This window comes from Sporosarcina psychrophila, from assembly GCF_001590685.1.
Lineage (GTDB): Bacteria > Bacillota > Bacilli > Bacillales_A > Planococcaceae > Sporosarcina > Sporosarcina psychrophila.
Genome location: NZ_CP014616.1, coordinates 3,749,067 through 3,769,315, shown reverse-complemented (window position 1 = coordinate 3,769,315; position 20,249 = coordinate 3,749,067). Strand labels below are relative to the sequence as shown.

The 20,249-nt window shown below is 41.7% G+C and carries 14 protein-coding genes; 12 read left to right on the top strand and 2 right to left on the bottom strand.

Features of this window, described 5'->3' with window-relative positions; genetic code table 11:
- The first annotated feature begins 177 nt into the window (after nucleotides 1–177).
- The 3 genes from tnpB (at nucleotide 178) to AZE41_RS17830 (ending at nucleotide 4,235) form a co-directional block, all read left to right on the top strand.
- Nucleotides 178–1,326, top strand: coding sequence for an IS200/IS605 family element RNA-guided endonuclease TnpB (tnpB, locus tag AZE41_RS17840; protein ID WP_197485418.1), 1,149 nt, complete (start codon nucleotides 178–180; stop codon nucleotides 1,324–1,326).
- 119 nt (nucleotides 1,327–1,445) lie between these two features.
- The gene (locus AZE41_RS17835) at nucleotides 1,446–1,865 is read left to right on the top strand and encodes a hypothetical protein (protein WP_067212285.1); all 420 of its coding nucleotides are present in this window, start codon (nucleotides 1,446–1,448) and stop codon (nucleotides 1,863–1,865) included.
- A 102-nt stretch (nucleotides 1,866–1,967) separates the two neighbouring features.
- Nucleotides 1,968–4,235 carry an S-layer homology domain-containing protein gene (locus tag AZE41_RS17830; RefSeq protein WP_197485338.1) on the top strand — a complete coding sequence of 756 codons (2,268 nt, stop codon included), beginning with the start codon at nucleotides 1,968–1,970 and terminating at the stop codon, nucleotides 4,233–4,235.
- 481 nt (nucleotides 4,236–4,716) lie between these two features.
- On the opposite strand, the gene AZE41_RS17825 is transcribed toward AZE41_RS17830, so the two are convergent.
- A complete protein-coding gene (locus AZE41_RS17825) occupies nucleotides 4,717–6,744 on the bottom strand; it encodes an S-layer homology domain-containing protein (RefSeq protein WP_067212282.1) in 2,028 nt (675 codons plus the stop codon).
- Between the two features lie 196 nt (nucleotides 6,745–6,940).
- Between AZE41_RS17825 and AZE41_RS17820 the strand changes: the two genes are divergently transcribed.
- The 9 genes from AZE41_RS17820 to rbsB all read left to right on the top strand — a co-directional run bounded on the left by AZE41_RS17820 (nucleotide 6,941) and on the right by rbsB (nucleotide 18,732).
- On the top strand, nucleotides 6,941–8,407 hold the full coding sequence (locus AZE41_RS17820) for an O-antigen ligase family protein (RefSeq protein WP_067212280.1): 1,467 nt from the start codon (nucleotides 6,941–6,943) through the stop codon (nucleotides 8,405–8,407).
- Between the two features lie 523 nt (nucleotides 8,408–8,930).
- The gene (locus AZE41_RS17815; protein WP_067212277.1) at nucleotides 8,931–11,186 is read left to right on the top strand and encodes an S-layer homology domain-containing protein; all 2,256 of its coding nucleotides are present in this window, start codon (nucleotides 8,931–8,933) and stop codon (nucleotides 11,184–11,186) included.
- Between the two features lie 575 nt (nucleotides 11,187–11,761).
- Nucleotides 11,762–12,907, top strand: coding sequence for a polysaccharide pyruvyl transferase family protein (locus AZE41_RS17810; protein WP_067212275.1), 1,146 nt, complete (start codon nucleotides 11,762–11,764; stop codon nucleotides 12,905–12,907).
- A gap of 152 nt (nucleotides 12,908–13,059) precedes the next feature.
- Nucleotides 13,060–14,040, top strand: a complete 981-nt coding sequence (locus tag AZE41_RS17805) for a LacI family DNA-binding transcriptional regulator (protein WP_067212272.1) — start codon at nucleotides 13,060–13,062, stop codon at nucleotides 14,038–14,040.
- The gene (gene rbsK, locus AZE41_RS17800) at nucleotides 14,040–14,924 is read left to right on the top strand and encodes a ribokinase (RefSeq protein WP_067212269.1); all 885 of its coding nucleotides are present in this window, start codon (nucleotides 14,040–14,042) and stop codon (nucleotides 14,922–14,924) included. Before AZE41_RS17805 ends, rbsK begins: the two co-directional genes overlap by 1 nt.
- Nucleotides 14,921–15,310: a D-ribose pyranase gene (rbsD, locus tag AZE41_RS17795; RefSeq protein ID WP_067212267.1), complete on the top strand. Its 390-nt coding sequence runs from the start codon at nucleotides 14,921–14,923 to the stop codon at nucleotides 15,308–15,310. The genes rbsK and rbsD overlap by 4 nt, the downstream gene beginning before the upstream one ends.
- A 65-nt stretch (nucleotides 15,311–15,375) precedes the next feature.
- Nucleotides 15,376–16,872, top strand: a complete 1,497-nt coding sequence (locus tag AZE41_RS17790) for a sugar ABC transporter ATP-binding protein (RefSeq protein WP_067212264.1) — start codon at nucleotides 15,376–15,378, stop codon at nucleotides 16,870–16,872.
- Nucleotides 16,859–17,800, top strand: a complete 942-nt coding sequence (rbsC, locus tag AZE41_RS17785) for a ribose ABC transporter permease (RefSeq protein WP_067212262.1) — start codon at nucleotides 16,859–16,861, stop codon at nucleotides 17,798–17,800. Before AZE41_RS17790 ends, rbsC begins: the two co-directional genes overlap by 14 nt.
- A gap of 14 nt (nucleotides 17,801–17,814) precedes the next feature.
- Nucleotides 17,815–18,732 carry a ribose ABC transporter substrate-binding protein RbsB gene (rbsB, locus tag AZE41_RS17780; RefSeq protein WP_067212260.1) on the top strand — a complete coding sequence of 306 codons (918 nt, stop codon included), beginning with the start codon at nucleotides 17,815–17,817 and terminating at the stop codon, nucleotides 18,730–18,732.
- Between the two features lie 686 nt (nucleotides 18,733–19,418).
- Here rbsB and AZE41_RS17775 read toward each other — a convergent pair.
- Nucleotides 19,419–20,075: a LytR/AlgR family response regulator transcription factor gene (locus AZE41_RS17775; RefSeq protein WP_067212257.1), complete on the bottom strand. Its 657-nt coding sequence runs from the start codon at nucleotides 20,073–20,075 to the stop codon at nucleotides 19,419–19,421.
- Between the last annotated feature and the right edge of the window lie 174 nt (nucleotides 20,076–20,249).

Below are 20,249 nucleotides of genomic sequence, written 5' to 3'. Positions count from 1 at the left end.
TTATACTTTTTATCTATTTACCGAAAGAAGACGCCCACTTCAATCACGAAAAGGGCGTGGCCAAGTGATAAGTGGGAGAAGAATTTCGGTTGGGCAGCAGCCCAAAATACTAGCTTTAACAGAACGTGTATTCTATAATTAACTCAAAACCCTTTTGAAATGAGGTGAAAGTCTGTGATGACCAACAAAGCCTATAAGTTCCGTATCTATCCAAACCAAGACCAACAAGTCCTCATTGCTAAAACAATCGGATGTAGCCGATTTGTCTTTAATCACTTTTTGTATAAATGGAATGACACCTATAAAGAAACAGGTAAAGGGCTAACATATGGCACTTGTTCAGCTGGCCTTCCCTTATTGAAAAAGGAATTATCTTGGTTAAAAGAAGTGGACAGCATCGCCCTTCAATCAGCTGTCCGCAACCTTGCAGACTCGTTTGACCGTTTCTTTAAGAAGCAAACCAAACCACCCCGTTTTAAATCGAAAAGAAATAACGTCCAATCCTACACAACAAAACAGACAAACGGTAATATTGCAGTTATTGGCAATGCCATCAAATTGCCCAAGTTGGGGTTTGTTAAACTCGCAAAAAGCCGTGAAATCTCAGGGCGTATAATGAATGCGACAATCAGACGGAATCCGAGCGGGAACTATTTTGTCTCCATTCTTGTCGAAACAGAGGTTTGTGAGCTACCTAAAACCAATACTTCTGTCGGTATTGATGTTGGTCTAAAGGATTTCGCTATAAATTCAGATGAGACCGTCTATGAAAATCCAAAATTCTTTCGCGCATTGGAAAAGAAATTAGCCAAAGCACAACGGATTCTTTCAAGAAGAAAAGAACATGCGATTTATCAACAGAAACCCCTGCATGAGGCGAAGAACTATCAGAAACAACGAAGAATAGTCGCTTGTATTCATGAAGAAATTGCAAATAAAAGAAATGATTACTTGCATAAAGTCTCCACCGAAATCATCAAAAACCACGATGTCATCGGAATTGAGGATTTGCAGGTATCAAACATGCTGAAAAACCACAACTTAGCCAAAGCAATCAGTGAAGTGAGTTGGTCACAGTTCCGCACAATGCTTGAATACAAGGCGAAGTGGTACGGGAAGACAGTCATCGCTGTCGCAAAAATTTTCCCCTCTAGCCAACTCTGTTCAAGTTGTGGCTATCGCCATAAAGACGTTAAGGTTCTTGCATTACGTGAATGGGTGTGTCCGGCATGTAACTCGTGTCACGACCGAGACTATAACGCAAGTATCAATCTTGAAAAAGAAGCCATAAGACTTCTAACCGCAGGAACTGTGGAGCTAGCCTAATCCATAATTGGCGGATACGCCGGTATTCTTAGGAATCCCCCACCTCTAAACGTAGTGAAGGTGGGGGTAGTTCAAATGTTAGGATAATATATACTTTAGATGAAGGAGGAGAACCTAATATGAAAAAATCATTATTGTTTGCAGCATTGTTAGGATCAGCTCTTTTGCTTGGTGCATGCGGGGAGTCGGATAAGAAAGATGAGCCGAAAACTGATGAAGAGAAGAAAAGTGAGGCAGTTGAAAAAGACCTTAAGGAACAAGGAGCTGTCGATAAATCAGAAACGGCAAAATCGGACGATGACTTAAAAGAAGAGTTTGGTAAAGAAGAAGGCGTTTCTTCGGTCGGTATTATCGTGACAGAAGATAGCGGTGGCTTCGTTCTACTCGATTTTGATGTTGCTGCTGATATGAAAGAAGAGAAAGCAAAAGAACTTGTCGAAAAGTTTGCTGAAAAATTGAAAGTAGAATATTCGGATTATAAAATTGATGTTCAAGCACGTAAAAATGGCGAAACGTTTGCACAAAAGACAATAGAGTAACGAATCAGCCTCCTGGTAAATGGGAGGTTTTTCTATGCCCATATATGGTATTATAGATGGATGACTGTACAGATTAAGTAAGGAGAGGGAGGATATTTGTAAATGTTACACAAGAAAAAAATGAAAGGTCCAATGAAAGTCGGACTTATTGTCGTAGTTCTTTCACTGTTTGGCTTTGGTATATTGAATGCTAGCGCGAATCCAATTAGTCCAAGCTTTACGGACGTACATAATGATTTCTGGGCAAAAGATGAAGTAACACAACTTGTCGACTTAAAAATTATTAACGGTTATCCGGACAAGCAGTTCAGACCAAGTTTAGAGGTATCACGGGCACAAGCAGCAAACTTGATAACGAACGCACTCGAGTTGCCATTTTCATCCTACAAGCCGATTTTTAAAGATGTCAGTGCAAAGTCGTCCCATTTGAAAGGTGCCATGGCTACATATGAAGCCGGTATTTTCTTAGGGAAAGAAGACGGGACGTTCGGCGTTGGTGACTCTTTGACACGTGAACAGATGGCGACTGTCATCGTTCGGGCTTTCAAGTTGCAAGATACAGGAGAAGAAATCACGTTCAAGGACGAGAACAAAATCAGTGAATCTCATAAATTAGGTGTAAAAGTACTTGCGCAACACGGTATCACAACTGGTAAGGAAGACGGTACATTCGATCCGAAAACAGCTGTCAACCGCGCGACATATGTCGTATTTCTACACAGGGCGATGCTGCAAAATAAGCTAATAGAGAAATTGCCTGCAACAGAATTCACGGAGCCAAATACGTACGGTACGTTTGATACCGTCCGACATGAGCAACAATTTGTCGAAGTACCACTTTCGACTACTGCCAAAACCTATTTGCGTTCGAACTATATCATGCAGTTTGCGGGAGAGAAAACCGTCAAACATGCACATGCTACAGATATTATTTACACATACCGCATAAGCGGCTTTCCGTCCGTCACGGTGAAAATGACGAAAAGGGAACTGCCTAACGGCGATTATTTTTTATTCAACGAACTGAGAAATCCTCAAAACATACCAGTAACTGTTGATGTTATCCAGACGGAAGAAGGATTATCGAAAGCCGTGCTTCACGAGTATAGTCGATTCCCAATCAAGAAAAGTGTGGATGAGACATTTGGCTATGACTTGATGACGTACCCCACAGGTATTTTCGAAAAAATACAAACAGACGGTAAAGTATCTCAGCGGATGATTGGGAAGTCATACCAGTCAACTGAACTGAACCAGAAATACCCTACAGGCGCAGAAAGCCATACGAGGGAATTACATCAGGAAAGCGAAGCGTTTAGCGGCGTTATGCTTGGAGAAACGCAACTTTCCGTTTACAGATTACAGTCAAGAGGTTTTGATGTTGTTGACCAATGGCTCCTAGCTTCTGAAGAACGATTGTTTGAGGATCGGAAGCAAATGGACGCTTGGATGCTTGAGTCAGCAGTTAATTATAAAAAACGAAATAAATGGTACACAGCCGAAGGTCCATACAATAAGATGGCGGTAACGGTTGAACCAATGCCGAAGTCGGGTAGAGGGTATGGTCGTAATCTACTTCTTGTGAAAGAGGACCGAGTTATGGCCCTTTACTCCGAAACTGGTGCACGGTATTATGAAAACCTTCTCTATAATTCATTTGCTAATTTGGATGTATTCAGAGGGAAATCGACGTATTGGGAGACAGAAGTAACAAGCACGTATCTGAAAAGCTTGTACGGTATAACGGCTCCGTTCGTCGATACTCGATTCAACGAACAAATTGCATTATTCATGTATAATGGCGGCAAAGCGTTTGAACATAAGGACTATAATGTCGGTCTGAAAAACTATGCCAATTTGCTTGTATCGCAAAAGGAAAAAGGGAATATCATCAAAGTGGACAACGAGTCCTACTATATTTCTGATTACTTCCCTGGGGCGCAAAAAGTGAAGACACATACGTCCATGAACCATGCGCTTGGTGGAATGAACATTCTTTTATTGGCTTATCAAGAGTTAAACGATCCTGCATATTTAGCTACTGCAACGAGTATCCAGACAGCGATCGTAAAGGAAAAGAATAAGTGGATCCGTCCTGACGGTGACATTTGGTATAAAATTTCGCCGGAACGTGAATTCTCTGGACGCGATTATGTTCATTTAACTTTGGAAGATTTGATCAATTCTTATGAATTGTGGTCGGCGATCGATGAATCGAAGTTGCCTATCTTTGAAGAAATGATACGTTCCAAAGCGGGTTATTTGAACGAAAACAAGTTAGGTTATACGACGAAGATTAAAAAAGGCCTTGAGCGTATCAACATGTCGGATATTCTTCCGGCAGGTAGTGAACATACGGACGCACTTTGAGGTAAAGTGATTGAAATGTGAAATCCTCCGCACTGGAATCATTCAGTGCGGGGGATTTTTTGATGGGGGAAAGGGGATTGTTATCTTGATTATATATTTAGCCATCACAGTTACGGGTGAAGCCATGAGAGTTTAGTCATAAGCCATCACAGTTACGAGTGAAGCCATGACAGTTTGATGAATTGTCATTAGAGTTCGGCGAAGCCATGAGAGTTTAGTCGTAAGCCATCACAGTTACGAGTTGAGCCATGACAGTTTGACGAATTGCCATTAGAGCTTGGCGGAGCCATGAGAGTTTAGACATAAGCCATCACAGTTACGAGTGAAGCCATGCGAGTTTAGTCATTAACCATTACAGTTACAAGTGGTGCTCAGAAAATTTTTTAATCAAGTTATGACCAATGTCACATTAACTAGGGGAGGCTAATTGCGTAAAAAAAATCCTGTCCACTTAAACACCAGTGGACAGGATTTACCTATTTTACTCCGTAATTCGTTCTATAAGGTCTGAACGAATCCAGCCGTAGTCTGCAGGAGGATTGCTATCTGCAATTACCTTATACCATTTGAAACCGTCGCTACCGACTGTTTCATCGACAATAACTACTGGATAGCCGAATGCGGCATTGGCGCCGGGGTCTTTCTGTTTGTAAGAGAATAGTTTAGCACTTAGCGGATCAGGGCTTGTCCGTACATTGACACCTACGGGACCGGTATAAATGATGCGGCCGAGATCCGCTTGTTTGTAATCCTTCTTGCCGAGGAATGTATCGATTCTCCACATATGACCGGCGATTTTACTTCCCCAGTTTGGATCAGAAGCGTACCTGACATTAAAGCCAACTACTTTATTGCCTGGAACTGCTCCATACGAATATCCGCCTAGCGGGTTAGCGTAATTTTTGTTCATGTATTCGTTAATAAATGCATCGACACTATTGTTGGGATGTTTGTATGTTCCACCTGATTCCGGACTAGAATCAAACACTTTAATACCGAAAATATTATTTTTCGTTAGTGAATTTCCGCTTATTCCGTAATCACTTTCGTGGATGGCTGTTGCAAGAATGAACAATGCGTTGACACGATGTGTTTCTTCAATTGTTTTTAAATAATTACCAAGACCAATTAACTTTGATTTTGTCGGAGCATCTTTGTAACGAGCGAGACCGGTTTTCTGACGGTCTTTCAAAATCTCAGTGATGAAGTAATCAAGTTCTGCACCGCTGTATGAAGAGGTTTGACGGACTGATTGGAATTGGAAGTATGGGTAATGTGTAATTGTGTTTTTCGTACCTACTTCATCAAAATGAACGCCATCAAGACTTGTATACCTTTTCCCGTTTTTCATGGATGAAGCTGCAGGACCGATAGAATAAACCCCACGTGTTTTAGTCAAGTTGTTATACGTATCATGATATAAGACACCATCTGTGCCTACTTCATAAAAGCTGTTGCCCGTGACAAGTTCTGTTGGAACAAGATCGACTTCGTTAGGTTTCGCGTAGAAAGTTAACCCACCAACTTCCAAAATAACATGATTCTCACTACTTCCGATATAGTTCATTTCATAACCTTTTTGAATATATGTTACTTCAGTCCGTAAAGTGGAATCGCTGTAGAGAGAGGTATATTGTTTAGGGTTTTCTGAACCAAAAGCTCGTCCAGACTTTATTTTAATAATCCTATTGTTTTTTCCAATGGCCTTAACAGATGAAGATGCATTGTAAGCAGCCAATGCATCTTCATAAGTTTTATAGAGTGCCGTTGTGGGAAGGAGTTTTCCGCCTGAAATTGTACTTACTTTGTATACTTCAGGATCAACGTCGGGTACAGAAGGAACTTCGGGTTTACCCGGTTCGCTTGGACTCGGCTCACTAGGTTCTGTCGGTTTTAACACTTCCGCGGCAGCGAATAATCTGAATAGGAATGCTGAAGCGTGTGCAATCGTTGCGTTATCTTTAGGGTTGAAATAAACACCATCTTTCCGGTGATCCCCTCGAATAATGTTCAAGTTTACGGCAGTTGAGACGGCGTCAACAAAGTTAGCTGAAATCTTTTTTGAATCTTTAAATTTCAAAGCTGTCTTTTGTGCAGGAAGGTCCATATAACGCATCGCTTTATACATCATACCTGCCATTTGTTGACGGGTAATTTTTTCGCTGGCTTTGAATGTACCATCGGGATAACCCGAAAGGATTCCTGCGCCGGCTGCATTTTGAATCTCAATTGTTAGACCCATGTTTGCCTTTAAGTCTTTGAATGTGTACTTTGTGGAAACAGGTAATTTAAGAGCACGTGCAATGTACGAAGCAAATTCGCCTCTAGTAACGGCTCTATTGGGATTGTAATTTCCTTTTGCGTCTGCACGAATGACGTTTTTTCCAATCCAATAATTCAAGTCGCTTTCCATCTGATGACCTTTAATGTCACTCGCCTGTGCTTGTATCTGAAAGACAGGGGAGAACATGAGTAGTGTGAGTAAAGTGAAAGTAATTAATTTTTTCACTCGTAAACCTCCTTCTATAATCTTACTTAATAGTATCAGAAGTTTGCTAGAATAATAAGGTTCAATTTGCACAAGTAGAATTTGTAATAAATATGAAACTAAAGAATAAGCCACAACGTCCTATAAGATGCTATAATTACGGAGGACTTTGTTCATTATTATGAGACGATTTAGTCGTAGAAAGGGAAAATATTTCATGACAACTATAAAAGAAAATTTAAAAGATAAAGAAACAATGTATTTCATTGCAGCATTGGCGGTCATCGGCGTAGCATTGATGCTCCCATCGTCGATTGCACTTGTTCTATCTTCCCTGTTCTTTGCGTTATTCGCATTTTTCAGACCACAACAAAGCCTGCTTTTCCTCGTAGTCTATGTGAGTATCCGTCCATTTCTTGTCGAAGTGAATCCGGGCCTCAAACTAATCGGGGATCTCATTACGTTCATCGCATTTGCAAAAGTACTCATTGCGGGTAGAAAGAATTGGAAGTCTCTGTTTTCGTTCAAATGGTTTGAATGGGCATTTTTTGCTTTCCTATTGTTCGGGGCTATCAGTGGACTGGTCCAAGGCGTTTTACCTTCTGCGGTCATTTTTCAACTACGGACATTTATTATTATGTATTTGCTTTACTATACTGTTTCACGGATGCTGTTACCGGAAGGATGGTTCCAACGGCTTGCATGGGTAACCGTATGGACAAGCCTTATCGTGTCAGTTCATGGCATAATCGAAAAGCTATCTATGAGGCAGTTCCTATTGCCAGATGTATGGAAATATAAAACGTTATCGGCGACAAACTTGGTAAGAATCTATGGATTACCAGGAAATCCGAATTCACTGGCGTTATTGCTGCTATTCGGAATTATTGCTGTGCTGTTCCTTCAATCAATCTACAAAACCGAGAAATATAAATGGTTCTTAACGATTAATCTTGTCTTGTTCCTTGGTGTATTCATCCTCACCTATTCAAGGGGAACTTGGATTTCAGCATTTATCCTCGGTGTGATTTTCATTATCATGTCGAAAAACTGGCATCTTATGAAACGACTTGTGATTGCGGGAGTGGCCTCCATCATCCTTGTTTATATACCAGTCAATCTCGGTGTACAGTACTTCAAAGAGCTTGGTCTTGTTGCTGCACCAGACACCAGTCCAGGAAGCATCGCAGAACGATTTGGAGAGACGTTCGATCAAAAAAACTTGGCGCTCATGACGGAAAGTGGTCGTTTCTTCTATATTAATAAAGGGTTTGAAGTATTTAAAGACTATCCGGTTGCAGGAGCAGGATTCGGTTCATTCGGCGGGTCTGCGACATTGTCATACGGATCGCCAATCTATAAGTTTTATGGAATTCGTTCAGACATCTACGGCGGAAAGTATTTCTACTCGGATAATCAGTACATTCAAGTAATTGCTGAAACTGGTGTTGCAGGTGTTGCCCTATTCTCAGCGTTTCTTCTAGGAATGTTTGCGCTGTTCTGGAAAGAACGTAAAACAGTATTCGGCAAGTTCATGATTGCCTTCTGGTTTGCGACCGGATTCTCAGGATTCTACTATAATATTTGGGAATTGAAATTCTATACGATGTTCTATTTCATCATCTTTGGAGTGTTCGCATCTTATACAAGTCAATATGTGAAGTTTAAAATTAAAGACTTATAATAGAGCGGTTCGGGGAAGAGTAATCTGCCTCGGACGGCTTTTTTTGTGTCTACGTAGTCGGCACTTAACAAATAGACTGTTCTTCCAACACCGCTTTGTCGCTAGGTGATGGCCTTACGCAATAAGCCCGTCAGAAGATCCCTAGGGAGGGATTGAACTGCATCCCTCCTTGGTCTTATTGCTCCGGCGCCTGCAGGATGCGGGTGTGCAGCCATTGCCGCAGGACACGGCGATATTTGGCTGCCTTTCATTAGTGTCGCTCCTTCGCTAGAGTTGTTCGTTATACGGGTGAGGGATACCACCTAGTTAATTCTATATAAGTAGTGCCGAAAATATAGATGGCGCCTTCCGCTTGGGTCTACAGGATGTAGGTCATGCAGTCATTGCGACACGATGTAGCGAACTTAGACTGCATTTCTCTTAATTTCCTTCTTATGGATTATGGTAATATATCGAATCCTTTGGTAAGCTGTATATTCATAGGAAGGGAGAGTGTCGTTTTATCACTAGTAAAGTAGCTTCAATGAAACGTTTCAGTAAACAAGTCGCAATGACAGCGGTAGCAGCCACGCTTCTTTGGACTGTACCAGCAAGTGCCTCGGCCAATCAGAATGCGGTGAAGAGTTATCCGGTATCATCGGGTGTAACTTATTCTCAATATACGCAATCAGCTTCAAAATACATAAATCATCTATCTGTCAATTTAGGAGATCCATATACAAAATTACAAGTTGGACTTCCTTCACCGATTGCGAAGAGACAAGCAACAACAGTGCTCGCAAATCGCGATTCAAAAGATGGGAACCGTGTCGTTGGGGCGATTAATGCTTCATTTTTCGACATGAAAAACGGCTTGCCGATGTATTTGATTTCACAAGGGAACGAGATTGTTAATGGCGGCGTGATCTCCGATTCGACAAGTAATTATGTAAGTCAACCGATTGCATTTGGTGTGACGAAAGATGGACTTTCTGAAATCGATCAATTTAATTTTAGTGTTCGTATGGATTACAAAGGAACAAACCATCTATTGACGGGGATAAATCGTCAGCGTCAAGATGATGAAACAATCATTTTCACACCACAGAATATTGAGACACATACGAATTCCAATCAGTACGGAATTGAAATAGTTATCGACACAGGACAGCCAATTACAAATACACAATACGGCCAGAAACTGACGGGCAAAGTTGTGAAAGTACGCGGTTATGGATCGAAAGAGAAAGTAGAAATACCTAAAACAGGATTCGTTCTTTCTGTCCATGGCGCAAAAGGTCTTGAGAAATTCAAAAATATGCAAGTGGGTGAAGATGTATCCCTTGCATTGACTATCGATGATAAATGGATGGATTCTGAGTTCATGTTGGCGAGCGGTCCGATGCTATTGAAAGATGGCAAGGTGAATATTACGATGAATACATCTAATTCACGAGCTACTGCACTTACCGCGCGTACAGCAATTGCAATTAGTAAAGATAAGAAACAAGTGCATCTTGTAACAGTAGACAACGTAAGAGGCTATAGCAACGGGATGTCGCTTACACAATTCGCAAATTATTTAGCAGCACAAGGCTATGATCGGGCACTCAATTTCGATGGTGGCGGTTCTACAGCGATGGGTGTACGGAATCATGGCAGTAATACGGTCGTGCTGGCAAACCGGACGTCAGATTCTTCGGAACGCCAGGTGTCCGCAATCATGGAAGCAATCAGTACAGCACCTGTAAGCGAACCTGCACAACTTAGCGTTTCGCGCAATCAAGTTGGTACGATGCTTGTCGGTTCAAAAACATCCTTGACAGTGAATTACTTACTGGATGCTTATTACAATCCATTAAAAGTGGACAACAGTCAGATTCAAGTGACAGCAGAAAAAGGTAGCGTTGCTGGTTCGGGACTAACGTACAGTGCCGTAAAAGCTGGGGAAGATCGAGTTTCCGTGCAATATGGAAATGCGAAGCAGTCATTCCCTGTATCAGTTGTCGATGCACCGGCTAAGTTAACAATTGTACCTTCTACAACGAAAGTGAAACCAGGTGCAAGCGTGACCTATAAAGCAAATGCAACGGATGCACTAGGAAAGCCAATCATTTTTTCTCCAGAACAAGTGAAGTGGAGCGTTACAGGTGATATCGGAACGATTACACCGGCTGGGGCCTTTAAAGCTGTTAATAAAGCAGGCAAGGGGTCAGTAAATGTGACACTCGGATCGAAAACGACAAGCATTCCTATCGTTTTGTCTGATGACACACCAGCGTTTTCTGATATACCTTCCACTTACGCATACTATACAGAAATAAGTTTTCTAAAAGACCTTGGTTATATACAAGGAGATTTGGATGGTAAGTTTAACCCAGGAAATACATTGTCGCGAGAACATGCGGCAGTCATTTTAAGTCGTGTGTTCAACTTAGATGCATCTGTTGCAAGTACACAACAGTTTAAAGACGTACCTAAAAAACACCGTTATTACAATGAAATTAATGCTATTGCAAGTGCGAATCTAGTAGGCGGTAAAGGGGACGGAACATTCGACCCGGCTGGCCAGTTGACACGTGCTCAAATGGCAGCAATCCTTGTGAAAGCGTACAAACTGTCAGGCGAATCGTCTAAGAAATTCAAAGACGTCCCTACAAGTCACTGGGCGTATAAACAAGTTCATATTCTAGCAAACAGTGGGATTACAACAGGGAATGAAAAAGGCAATTTCGAGCCGAATAAACCTGTGAACCGTGCGCAATTCAGCGCATTCCTATACCGCAGTATTAATAAATAAGAAAAGCGGAAGGCGCCGTTTTAGCCCCGAAAAGCGCAAGACACTAGACACCCTATGAACAGGTGCTTTTGGATCACTTTGGACTGAACGACTACTATAGAATTATCGGAATTTCTTGCTGCGTAGGGTGCGACAAAGTCGCATCCTACGCAGCTTTTTCGTTAATCGTATGGTGACCGTTCGTCCGTTGCTCTCCAAAGTTACAGGTACACGAAGTGCTAAAAACTTTGGGAACGAGTGAATAACCACTCACCTATTTATAAAGGAGCAGCCAAAGATGCAATTTTGGCTGCTTACTCCTTTTTAATAGCGTTTCCTTTTCGAATGAAAGGCAGTGTCACTTTCTATCTAGCGTCACACTGTTACTTGTATGATCTTTGCTTTATTAAAAGCGGTGACGTGCCCGAAATTTCATCTTCGGGCACGTGTAACCTCTATAGAAAGGTTGCTATTCTTTCATCGTCCAAAGCGAGCCGGAAATGTACAAGTGCAACTTCAGGCTAAAGGGTTCCATTTTCATCGAGTAGCACAGCTATGTTATACTAAATTCATCATGTAGTAGAGGAAGTCGGCTAATGAAAATAGGTATTGTAGGCAATTATGGCAACGATAATAACGGGGACGAAGCGATCTTATTCAGCATTATTAAACAAGTGACGTCAACGTTCAAGATAGACAGTAATGATTTAACGGTATTTAGTAATAATCCTAAACAAACAGCAGAACGGTATGGAGTGACTAGTTTTCCACTGTATTATAAAAATGGCAACGCAGTAAAGACATTTTTTAAAACGTACCAAAATAATAAGAGAATCGTAAAGACGTTTGATTTGCTGATTATTGGTGGCGGCGGAATCTTAATGGATTTATATAAAAGGGAAGCGCCATTATTTGGGTCATATGCAATGATGGCTAAAAATTCGAAGACGCCTTATGTTGTTTACGGATGCGGCGCGGGTCCGCTAAGCAGCGGTATAGGAAAATGGTTCATTCGCTATATGGCTAAACATGCAGAAAGTATCTCGGTACGCGATCCCGAATCTGTTGAACTGTTGAAGTCAATCGGCGTGAAAGAACACGTTCTGACTATCGGCGATCCAGCGTTTTCCTTGCGTCAAACGGGTGTTGAGAAATCGACAGTTCCGACGAAAATCGGTATCACAGCTGTTCCTTATTACAATGCAGGCTATTGGCCTGAAGGTAATCCTGCCATCTATAACGATTATATAGAAGGCATGGCAAAGAATCTGGACAATCTAGCTGAACTAGACAATGTTGAGCTGACATTTTTCGCGACAAAATTCCCACAAGATGCAGATGTTACAAAAGATATTCAGAAGAAAATGACACATAAAGATAAGACGACAATCATCGATGATAATCTACTACCAACTATGATCCTTGATGTGACAGCACAGCAAGACATTATTATTGGGACGAGACTCCATTCCTTGATTTTGGCAACATGTACTGAAACACCTGTCATGGCAATTTCTTATCATCATAAAGTGAATGATTTCATGAAACTTGCTGACCTGGAAAAGTATGCATTTCCAATCGGAGACATCAACAAACAACAAACATTATTCCTGGATGCATTCAACGACATGAAAGAAAACTGGCCTGCAACGGTTGAAAGTACGAAGAAACTCTCTCAAGATTTGTATGATGAATCGATGAAAGGAACAGAGCAGTTTATAAAGGCAATAAAGAAAAAGTAAATGACATAAAAACAGCCACAAAAGTGAAACTTACTTTTGTGGCTGTTTTCGTATTGTGAATGAATGGAATGAAACTGTTGTTGACAAACAAATCAATAGATTGGTATTATGTGTGTAACCGGTTACACACATAATAGAAAAGGGTGAAATAGTTGGCCAATATTCGGGATGTAGCGAAAGAGTCCGGTGTTTCAGTAGCGACTGTTTCACGCTTTATAAACCAAAAAGGATATGTTAGTAAAGAAGCAAAAGAGGTTATTGGACGGGCAATCAAAGAATTGGATTATAAACCGAACCTTGTTGCGCGATCATTAAGTACGAAGCAAACGAAACTTATTGGCTTAATTGTACCGGATATTATGAATCCGTTTTTCCCAGAGCTTGCTCGTGCAGTGGAAGATGTTGCACTAACTTATGACTATACGGTCGTGTTGTGCAATTCGGATGAAAAAGCAGAAAAAGAAATCCACTATATTGAGACATTAAGGCAAAAATATGTAGCGGGTTTCATCGTCACAACGAATCAGTTGCAAGCGAGTCATTATCAAAATTTGGATATACCAGTGGTTGCACTGGATCGTACGATAGATGCTTCGATACCGACAGTTTCATCGAACAACAAAGAAGGTGCACGGTTAGGAACTGCCCATTTAATTGAACAAGGTTGTCAACATATCGTCTGCATGCGTGGACCGACAGGACTTGGACCGGCGGATGACCGATTAGACGGTTTTTTAGAGGCTGTAGAAGGTAAGGAAATAGTGACGCATATTATCGAGTGTCCATTTCATTTTGAGCAATCAGAAGAGATAGCTAGAAAATTTCTGTCAGAGCACAAAGGAATTGATGGGGTTTTTGCAAGTAGCGATGTCTCGGCGGCAGGTGTGTTGAAAGCAGCACATTCACTAGGAATTATCGTACCTGATGAGTTGCAAATTGTCGGGTTTGACGGTATAGCACTTGGCGGTATGTTATCACCTGGGCTAACAACAGTAGCGCAAGATATATATAAGCTAGGGGCACTCGTTACACGAATGCTAATTAAGTTAATTGAAGAAATAGAGCTCGAAGAAAAAGAAATTCAAGTTCCGGTTAAACTGATTATTCGAGGGACAACGAGGAGTGAACAATGATGATTACGGTTGTCGGTAGCGTCAATATGGATTTAGTTGTGCAAACGGATGTTTTCCCAAAACAAGGCGAAACAGTTTTAGGTCAATTATTCACCACGGTGCCAGGAGGCAAAGGAGCCAATCAAGCAGTGGCTGCAGCCCGTCTTGGCGGGAATGTCCATATGGTGGCAAATGTTGGTAATGATGGTTTTGGTGAGGAATTACTGGAAAACTTGAAGGGCAACTCAGTAGACGTTTCCGGAGTAACGGAGAGTACGGGGGTAGCTACTGGCATTGCCAATATATTGTTGTCGGATGGAGATAACCGAATCATCGTCGTACCAGGTGCGAATTATGAACTGACGCCTGCATGCATTGATGAAATGAAAGAAACGATTCGAGCAAGTAAACTTGTTTTACTGCAACTTGAAATACCGATACCGACAATTATACATACGTTGAAAAACTGCGCTGATCTGAATGTTCCTGTGTTATTGAATCCGGCACCTGCTGGAGGTTTCCAAAATGAATTTATGTCATATCTTACGTACCTAACACCGAATGAGACAGAATGTGAACAAATTTTTGGGCCGGATATGGAGGCTGCGTTGGAAAGTTATCCAAATCAATTAATTGTTACACTCGGCAGTGCAGGAGCTCGTTATTATGATGGTGAAAAGCATGTCATCATTGAAGGTTTTAAGACAGACGTTGTCGATACGACAGGAGCAGGTGACACGTTCAACGGTGCATTTGCGTATGCGATTGTCGAAGGATTTGAATTGACTGAAGCGGTTACGTTTGCAAACGCTGCCGCATCTTTATCCGTCGAGAAATTTGGTGCACAAGGTGGTATGCCGGCGCGCGCTGACGTAGAACTGCGACTCGGGAGTGATTGGCGATGAAAAAACATGGCATATTGAATCGTGAACTGGCAGCCGTTTTTGCAAAGCTTGGTCATACCGATCAAGTGACAATAGCGGATTGCGGATTGCCTATACCAGATGGTGTCCATTGTATCGATCTTTCATATACGATTGGAAAACCTTCTTTTATTGAAATAGTAGGCGTGGTTTTGGAAGATTTGGAAGTAGAACATGCATTTATTGCGAGTGAAATAGAGAGTCGTAATACTGAAGTGTATGAAATCCTTTGCACTAAATTACCAAGTATAACAAAGCTGGCACATGAAGATTTGAAGCAATTGACGCACAAGTCAAAAGTAATCATTCGCACCGGTGAAGCAACGCCTTTTGCAAATATTGTTCTGCAGTCGGGCGTCATATTTTAAGAGAGCTCGGAGATCTGGGTGACTGTCACCGTCAAAGACTGCTAAATGAAAGTGGGTGAAGAAGTATGATTGAAATGACTGGGATTTCAAAGTCTTTTGATGGGAACTCCGTTCTTACTAATGTGGAATTCTCCGTGAAAAAGGGAGAGATTCATGCCTTAATGGGTGAGAATGGTGCGGGGAAATCAACGCTAATGAAAATACTAACCGGTATTTATGCACGTGATACAGGTGAAGTCAAAGTGAGGGGCAAGCTAGTCGATTTCAAAAACCCGAAAGAAGCAGAACATGCTGGAATTGCAGTTATACATCAGGAACTAAATATATTGCCAGATTTGACGGTCGCTGAAAATTTGTTTTTGGGGAATGAAAAGACGTTTGGTAAAAGTGGTATTTTAAAAACCAAAGAAATGAATAAGAAAGCAAAGGTGATTTTGGGAGAACTCGGACTGGATGTCGACGTAAAAACAGTTGCCCGGGAACTTTCGGTAGGTAAACAGCAAATCATTGAGATTGCCAAAGCGATGTCATCGAATGCAGAAGTGATCGTTATGGACGAGCCGACAGCTGCACTAACTGAGCGAGAAATCGTATCGTTGTTTGAAACAATCAGAGCCCTTCAAACGAACGGTGTATCGTTTGTTTACATATCACACCGGATGGAAGAGATTTTTGCATTATGTGACCGAATTACCATTTTACGTGATGGCAATTATGTTGGCGTCAAAGAGATTAAAGAAACGTCATTTGATGAAATTGTTCAGATGATGGTCGGACGCGAACTGGGTGAACGATTCCCAGAGCGTAACGCTATAATTGGGGATGTGAAATTGACCGTAAGTGGTTTAACACGCAACGGGCATTTCGAAGATATATCGTTTGAGTTGCGTAAAGGTGAAGTTCTCGGTATTGCAGGTTTGATGGGAGCGGGAAGAACCGAAGTTGCTCAATCCTTATTCGGTTATAAAAAACTGCAAAAGGGAACGATTTCTCTTAATGGAAAACCTGTGAAAATCAGCAGTCCACTACAAGCGAAAAAACTAGGTTTCGGCTATGTTACGGAAGACCGGAAGTCGGAAGGCCTTATCGTAGATTTCTCGGTAAAAGACAATTTAAGCTTAACGAATTTCAATAAAGTTTCAAGCAATGGCATCATCAAATCGAATGAAGAGAAAGTGTTGTACGAAACAATGGTAAAACGGTTGGGTGTCCGAACGTCGGGTCCCAACCAAGCTGCCAAATCGCTTAGCGGAGGAAACCAGCAGAAAGTCGTTATTGCGAAATGGCTGGGTATCGAACCGAATGTGCTGATTTTAGATGAGCCGACCCGAGGTGTGGACGTCGGAGCAAAAAAAGAAATTTACTCGATCATTAATGAACTTGCCGAAAAAGGTGTCGCGATTTTGATGATTTCGTCGGAACTTCCCGAAATTATTGGCATGGCAGATCGGGTACTTGTCATGCATGAAGGTACTCTTACAGCCGAACTGCAAAAAGCTGAAATGACGCAAGAACGAATTATGCATTATGCTACGGGAGGTGACAAAGTTGCTCAAATCTAATACACAGTCGGTACTGCAAAAAATCGGACCCCTTATTGGGCTCTTATTAATTGTCATTATCATTTCAATCATGAGTCCGAATTTTCTTACGCTTAACAACTTACTCAATGTTTTAAGACAAGTGTCGATAAATGCGCTCATAGCATTTGGGATGACCTTCGTCATTTTGACAGGCGGCATCGATTTATCTGTTGGGTCGATATTAGCTTTAACGGGAGCGGTGACTGCCGGATTAATGGCTGGTGGTATGGACCCGCTTCTCGCAATGTTCCTCGGATTACTTCTAGGAGCTGTTCTTGGTGCAATTAACGGCGTTATTATTGCCAAAGGAAAAGTTGCTCCTTTCATCGCAACACTTGCGACGATGACGATTTACCGTGGATTGACTCTTGTATACACAGAAGGAAAACCAATTTCAGGACTTGGTGATTCACAAGCGTTCCAGTTGCTAGGGAAAGGGTACTTCTTCGGAATTCCTGTCCCTGTTATAACGATGGCCATTACTTTTGGGATTTTGTATTTCATTTTGAAAAAGACTACATTTGGTCGCCGCGTATACGCAGTAGGTGGCAATGAAGAAGCTTCACGACTTTCTGGAATCAGCGTAGATCGTATTAAAATTTACGTTTATGCACTGACGGGAATGCTAGCGGCACTTGCTGCATTGATTTTAACATCAAGGCTAAATTCCGCTCAACCAACTGCAGGTAACATGTTTGAACTTGACGCCATTGCGGCAGTTGTCCTTGGGGGGACAAGTTTGACGGGTGGACGGGGTTGGATTGTGGGGACGTTGATTGGTGCACTTATTATTGGTGTTTTGAATAATGGTCTTAATCTTATCGGTGTATCCTCCTTCTTCCAACAAGTGGTGAAGGGTGCAGTTATATTGGTCGCGGTTCTATTGGATCGTAAAAAAACAGCTTAAGGGGATGTTAAGAAATGAAAAAAGTGAAATTAGTATTAATCATGGCAATTATGCTCGTACTTGCAGCATGTTCAACAGAGGCACCAGGAGCCAAGAAAGATGAAGAAACTAAAGGTGGAGAAGGAAGTTATAAAATTGGTTTTTCCATTTCAACGTTGAATAACCCGTTCTTCGTAACATTGAGCGAAGGAGCAAAAGAGCAAGCGAAAGAAATGGATGCAACGTTAACAGTTATCGATGCACAGGATGATGCAGCAAAACAAGCGAGTGATGTAGAGGATTTAATTCAACAAGGCGTGGACTTGATTTTGATTAACCCGACGGATTCTAGCGCAGTTGTAGCCGCGGTTGAATCTGCAAACAATGCAGGAATTCCTGTTATCACAGTCGACCGAAGCTCTGAAGGCGGAGACGTTGTTTCTCATATTGCTTCAGATAATAAAGCCGGCGGAGAATTAGCTGGTCAGTTCTTAGCTGAGTTAGTTGGCGATGGAGCAAAAGTTGTAGAATTGGAAGGAATCGCTGGTTCTTCGGCTGCACGTGACCGTGGAATGGGCTTCAATGAAATAGTAAAAGGTAAATTGGATATCGTTGCTAAACAAACAGCGAATTTCAACCGTGCAGAAGGATTGACAGTTATGGAGAATATCATGCAAGCAAACCCTGACATTAAAGGCGTGTTCGCGCATAATGACGAGATGGCACTTGGTGCTCTTGAAGCAATTGAGGCTGCAGGGAAAGAAGTTAAAGTTGTTGGATTCGATGCAACAGATGATGCAGTAAAATCAGTCGAAGCGGGCAAATTGGCTGGAACTGTCGCTCAAAAACCGGATCTTATCGGTAAAAAAGCAGTAGAAGCAGCTGTTCTATCACTTAAAGGTGAAACAGTGGAAGCGTCAATTCCAGTTGAATTGGAATTAATCAAGAAATAATATGCTAATGAATTGCGAAAGCCGCCCTAGATTAAATTCCGGGCGGCTTTTTTATTCCTTTGAGTGTCTAAATTAGTGTGTAGACCAATCATATAACTCCGCCAACCGAGCATATCCACTGTCAAAGCGAACATATCCCAATGACACCGAGCATATCCACAGTCAAAGCGATCATATCCCAATGACACCGAGCATATCCACAGTCAAAGCGATCATATCCCAATGACACCGAGCATACCCACTGTCAAAGCGAACATATCCCAATGACACCGAGCATATCCACAGTCAAAGCGAACATATCCCAATGACACCGAGCATATCCACAGTCAAAGCGAACATATCCCAATGACACCGAGCATATCCACAGTCAAAGCGAACATATCCCAATGACACCGAGCATATCCACAGTCAAAGCGATCATATAACCCCGCTAACCGAGCATACCTGCAGTCCAACCGAGCATATCCACTGCCAAGCAATCATATCCCAATGAAACCGAGCATCCCCACAGTCTAAGCGATCATATACCCCCGCCAACCGATCATATCCCAATGACACCGAGCATATCCACAGTCAAAGCGATCATATACCAATGACACCGAGCACATCCACTATTCAACCAATCATATAACCTCACCAACCGATTATATCCAAACGACCAACACTCAACCTCGCCCCTAATCACCCTAAAATCCAAGCGCTTTCCTAACATCAGCCATATACGTCTGACCAACAGGCAACTCTGTCCCATCTCTCAATGTAAGTACTAGATTAGAAGTAATGTCCCTGGAAATGCGCTGGATAGATGGGATGTTAACAATGTAAGACCGATGGATACGTAGAAACGTCTTTGGCAGTCGTAATTGTAAATCTTTCAGCGTGTAGCTGATACAGAATTGTTCACTTGCAACATAAAACCAAGTTTTCTTTTGCAAGCTTTCTATATATGCGATCTCTTCAATTGGAATTGGACACCATTCTTCTTCCTGTTTGCCCGTGAGGAAACGAAAGGGTTCTTGTTTCAGTATATGATAGTTTGAAGGCAAAATGACGAGTAGTGCAGCGGGCTCGCCTTGGAGGTCAATCGGATAACCGATTCCATAATACGGGGACCCGAACAATGTGTTATCCATAACTTTATCAACTTTGAGTCGTTTATTAATTACTTTATCCGCAATGCTGCCGGGTACAACAGGTTGCCCTTCTATTAGTTGGATATCCTGAATGCCTTCCACATAATAAATGTAGCGGTCGCCCATGGCAATCGCGATTGCGGCGTCTTTCGGTATCCAATCACCTAGTATAGAAACATATTGTTCTAACGTTTCTCTTGTAATTACCATATTTGTTTCCCCCTTGTTTTCTATGAAACTCTAAAATAACAAACTACTTCGTCATCGTAAAATCGAGTTCATCCTAAAATAATGCCCTTTCGTCGGAAAGTACAGACAACTTTGTATCTTCTGTTATATATTACTGTATAACAACTTCAGCTGTTATGAAACAGTACAAAAGAA

Bases quoted from the DNA above. Each gene is read 5' to 3' on its own strand.
- AZE41_RS17810 (WP_067212275.1), top strand. From the start codon at position 11,762: ATGAAAATAGGTATTGTAGGCAATTATGGCAACGATAATAACGGGGAC.
- AZE41_RS17815 (WP_067212277.1), top strand. From the start codon at position 8,931: ATGAAACGTTTCAGTAAACAAGTCGCAATGACAGCGGTAGCAGCCACG.
- rbsB (WP_067212260.1), top strand. From the start codon at position 17,815: ATGAAAAAAGTGAAATTAGTATTAATCATGGCAATTATGCTCGTACTT.
- AZE41_RS17820 (WP_067212280.1), top strand. From the start codon at position 6,941: ATGACAACTATAAAAGAAAATTTAAAAGATAAAGAAACAATGTATTTC.
- AZE41_RS17835 (WP_067212285.1), top strand. From the start codon at position 1,446: ATGAAAAAATCATTATTGTTTGCAGCATTGTTAGGATCAGCTCTTTTG.
- rbsD (WP_067212267.1), top strand. From the start codon at position 14,921: ATGAAAAAACATGGCATATTGAATCGTGAACTGGCAGCCGTTTTTGCA.
- rbsK (WP_067212269.1), top strand. From the start codon at position 14,040: ATGATTACGGTTGTCGGTAGCGTCAATATGGATTTAGTTGTGCAAACG.
- AZE41_RS17830 (WP_197485338.1), top strand. From the start codon at position 1,968: ATGTTACACAAGAAAAAAATGAAAGGTCCAATGAAAGTCGGACTTATT.
- AZE41_RS17790 (WP_067212264.1), top strand. From the start codon at position 15,376: ATGATTGAAATGACTGGGATTTCAAAGTCTTTTGATGGGAACTCCGTT.
- tnpB (WP_197485418.1), top strand. From the start codon at position 178: ATGACCAACAAAGCCTATAAGTTCCGTATCTATCCAAACCAAGACCAA.
- AZE41_RS17775 (WP_067212257.1), bottom strand. From the start codon at position 20,075: ATGGTAATTACAAGAGAAACGTTAGAACAATATGTTTCTATACTAGGT.